This window comes from Mesorhizobium sp. M1A.F.Ca.IN.020.04.1.1 (assembly GCF_003997315.1).
GTDB lineage: Bacteria > Pseudomonadota > Alphaproteobacteria > Rhizobiales > Rhizobiaceae > Mesorhizobium.
Genome location: NZ_RZSN01000291.1, coordinates 1 through 4,331, shown reverse-complemented (window position 1 = coordinate 4,331; position 4,331 = coordinate 1). Strand labels below are relative to the sequence as shown.

Sequence of the window (4,331 nt, the reverse complement as noted above, 5' to 3'; positions counted from 1 at the left end):
CCCGCACACTGAACTCCGAGTTCGAAGCAAGCCTCAGCGGCATCGAGCGGACGCTGGCCGAGCGCGGCCAGGCGCTGATCAGCGAGTTCCAGACCCGCGCCGAAGCACTCGACACCGGCACCCAGAAGCTCAATGCCGCGCTCGAAGCGCGTGCCCGCCAGATCAACGAAACTCTGGTCGAACGTGCGCGCGAGATCGCCAACACCTTCGCCGAGAGCAAGGACCAGCTGTCGTCGATGATCGATCAGGGCAAGACCCAGATCGGTGCCGACATGGCCGACATCATCTCGTCGACCTCTTCCATGCTCGAAGCCCGCGCCACGGATTTCGCCGGACGCATGGAGGCGGCCCGCCATGTCGTGTCGCGCGCCTTCGACTCCGACATCCAGCGCCTCGCCGATGCTCGCGCCGGCATTGACGAAGCCATCGAAGACCACAGCCGGAAGCTCTCCGACAGCAGCAACCGTATGGCCGCCGCCATGCAGGAGGACCTCGCGAAATTCGCCGAGAGTCGCGCCGGCATCGATGAGGCCGTGGCCAGTCAGGTCCAAAAACTGGCCGAGGGCCGCAGCCTTATCTCTCGCGCGCTGGAAGAGGACCTGCGCAAGGTCAACGAGTCCCACGCGGCCATCGACGCCTCGCTCGGCGCCCATCTTGAGCAACTCCAAGAGAGTCGCAACCGCCTCTCCCAGGCGCTGAACGAAGACTCCGGCAAACTCGTGCAAGCCCGCACCATAATTGACGAAATGGTCGCTGGACATGTCGGCAAGCTGGCCGAGGGCCGCAACATTCTGGCGCGCGCGCTGGAAGCCGATCTCGGCAAACTGGCGGACAGCCGCGCCTCGATCGACGGCCTGGTCGCCGGCCAGGTCGAGAAGATCGCCGAGGGCCGCGCCGTGCTCGCCAAGGCGCTGGAGACCGACATCGCCGGGATAAGGGACCTGATCGAGACCCATTCGGCCAAGCTCGCGGAGGACAGGGGTGAACTCAGCCGCGCGCTGGAGGGCGACCTGAGCGGAATCCGAAGCCTGATCGACAGCCACGCCGGCAGGCTTGTCGAGGACCGCAGCCTGCTGTCCCAGACGCTCGAATCCGATCTCGCCAAGTTGGCCGAGAGCCGCGCCTCGATCGACGGCCTGGTCGCCGGCCAGGTCGAGAAGCTCGCCGAAGGCCGCGATATCTTGAAGCGTGCCCTGGAAGCCGACATCAACACCATCAGGGGTGCCATTGCGGGACACTCCGAGAAGGTGCAGGAGGAACGCGCTCAGCTGTCGCAGGCCCTGGAGGCCGACCTGCAGACCGTCGGCGGCGCAATCTCCGATCACCAGAACAGGCTCGTCCAGGACCGCGCCGTGCTGTCGAAGTCGCTCGAGGACGATCTGGCCAAGCTGGCCGAGAGCCGTTCCAGCATCGACGGCTTGGTGGCCGGCCAGGTCGAGAAGCTTGCCGAGGGCCGCGATATCCTCAAACGCGCGCTGGAAGCGGACCTCAACACCATCCAGGGCGCGATCGTCGATCATTCGCAGAAGATCGCCGACCATCGCGCCGAGCTGTCGCGCGTCCTGGATGCCGACATGGCCAATGCCAGCGGCCTCATGCAGACCCACGCCGACAGGCTGGTCCAGGACCGCTCGACCCTGTCCAAGGCCTTGGAGGACGATCTCGCCAAGCTGGCCGAAAGCCGGTCCTCGATCGATGGTCTGGTCGCTGGCCAGGTGGAGAAGCTGGCCGAAGGCCGCGATATCCTCAAGCGTGCGCTCGAAGCGGACCTCGCCAAGCTCGCCGAAAGCCGCGCCTCGATCGACGGCCTCGTCGCCGCCCAGGTGGACAAGCTCGCGGAAGGCCGCGATGTCCTCATGCGCGCCCTCGAGGCCGACCTGGCCAAGCTCGCCGAGAGCCGCGCCGGCATCGACGGGCTGGTCTCCGGCCAGGTGGAAAAGCTCGCCGAGGGTCGCGACATCCTCAAGCGGGCGCTTGAATCCGATCTGCAGAAGCTGGCGGAGAGCCGCTCGGAGATCGACGGCGTCATCGCCGGTCACATCGGCAAGCTGTCCGAAGGCCGCGACATGCTGGCCCGCGCGCTGGAAGATGACCTCGTCAAGCTCGCCGAAGCGCGCAAGGACGTCGACCGTTCTGTGTCCGGCCATATCGACCAGATCGCGGCCAAGAGCAGCGACATCTCGGCGGCGATCGCTGCCGATGTCGAGAAGATCGAGCAGGCCTTCAGCCGCCAGACCGGCATCATCGAAGAACGCGCCGGCACCATGGAGCGTGCGCTTTCGGCCGGCGTCGACAATGTCCGCGGCGTCCTCGAAAAGACCGCCGTCTTCGTTGCCGGCGCGCTGCGCGACAAGGTGATGGAAATCACCAGCACGCTGCACGAGCAGGCGGGCGCCGCCTTCAGCGACGCCGATCGCAAGATCGCCGAACGCGCCGAACAGACTTCGGCTGCGCTGCTCGCCCGGGCCGAAGAGATTGCCAACGCCTTCGAGCAGGCCGACCGCCGCCTGCACGAGCGCGCGCAGGACACCTCGAGTATGCTGATGGCCCGCGCCGATGACGCGTCCAACGCGCTCATGGCCCGTGCCGAGGAAACCGCCGACAAGCTCGCCGCCCGCGCCGGCGAGATCGCCGGCACCTTCGACGCCGCCGATCAGAAACTGGTCGCCCGCGCGGTCGAAACGGCGCAGTCGCTCGCAGCCCGCGCCGGCGACATCCTGCGCAACTTCGAGGGCGCGGACGAGCGCCTCAGCATGCGCATCACCGAATCGGCCGAAGCGCTGGCCGCCCGCGCTTCGGATCTCGGCCGCATCTTCGACGCCGCCGACCAGCATCTGATCTCGCGCATTGCCGAAGGTTCGGAGGCGCTGTCGTCGCGGGCGTCTGAAATTGCCCGCATCTTCGACGACGCCGACAACCGTTTGGTGTCGCGCATCGCCAGCAGCACCTCGACCATCGGCGAACATGCCGACACCATTGTCGGCGCATTCGCCGCCACCGAGCAGCGCGTCGCCGACCGTGCCCGCCAGACCGGCCAGGAACTCGCCGTCCACGCCCGTGAGATCGAGCAGGCGCTCGCCGGTGCCGACGAACGCCTGGCCTCGAGCGCCGCTGCGGCCGCGGCCCGTGTCGAGGAGCAGGTTGCGAGCGTCGAGAACCGGCTCGCCTATGGCGCCGAAACGATGGGTCAGAAGCTCAACGAGCAGGTCTCCAGCGCCGAGGCGCAGCTCATCTCGCGCGCCAACGTCATTGCCGAAACCTTCACCGCGGTCGGCCAGCATATCGGCCAGAGCACCAACGAGGCGGCAAAGACCATTGGCGCCAACACCCGCGAGCTCAACACCATGCTTGCGGCGCGCTCCTCCGAAATGTCGAAGATTCTCGACGAGACGGCGCGTCCGCTGGTCGAGCGCTTCGCCCAGGGCGGCTCCGAGCTGCAAAAGAGGATGGAAGAGGTCACCGAACAGGCGACCGAGAAGCTGCGCAGCGAAAACGCGGCCCTCGTCAATGCGCTCGCCAACCGTACCGCGGAGACGCTCTCGGCGGTCGAGGGCGCCCGCTCGACGCTGGCCGACAGCGTTGCCGACCTTATCGGCCGCATGACCACCTCCAGCGCGCAGCTCAGTCAGCTGATCGACCAGGCGGCCGTCAATCTCGGCCAGGTCGAGGAGCGCCTGAGCGGCAGCACGCAGAGCTTCGCGGCGACCACCGAGAAGGCGGCCCAGACCTTTGCCAGCTCGGCGCGCCTCGTTGATTCCAACACGACGCGGCTCACCGATCTGTCGTCGGCGACGTTGCGCGAGGTCGCCTCGATCGCGACCAAGTTCGACGAGCACAGCCGCCTGCTGTCGAGCGCCTCGGACCTGCTGAGCTCCGCGCAGAGCAATCTCGAGCACACGCTGGAGCGGCAGTCGTCGCTGGAAGACCTCGCCGTCGGTCTGGTCAAGAAGTCGGAAGACCTCGAGAAAGTCATGCGCTCCTTCGAGACTCTTGTGGGCCAGACGATGCAGAATGCCGAGGGCCGGACGATGGAATCGGCGGAGAAGATTCGCACCGCCATCGCCGAGGTCGTCGATTCGGCGACGCGCCGCTTCGCCGACGCGACCGAGGAGATGCGGCGCACTGCGGGCTCCATCAAGAGCGAGCTGGACCTCACCCGCGCCGAGCTCAAGAAAGGCGTCATCGAGATGCCGGAGGAGGCCAAGGAATCGACCTCGGCCATCCGCCGCGCCGTCGCCGAGCAGATTAACGCGCTCAAGGAACTGTCGGATATCGTTGCGAAATCCGGCCGCAGCGGCAGCAGCGAGACCGGCGAGCCGCGCGCCCTGCGC

The 4,331-nt window shown here is 67.1% G+C and carries 1 protein-coding gene; it reads left to right on the top strand.

All coding sequences use genetic code 11. The features are described 5' to 3' along the window. The coding region (locus EOA49_RS30605; protein ID WP_127243555.1) for a kinesin at positions 1-4,331 on the top strand (4,331 nt) is incomplete at both ends.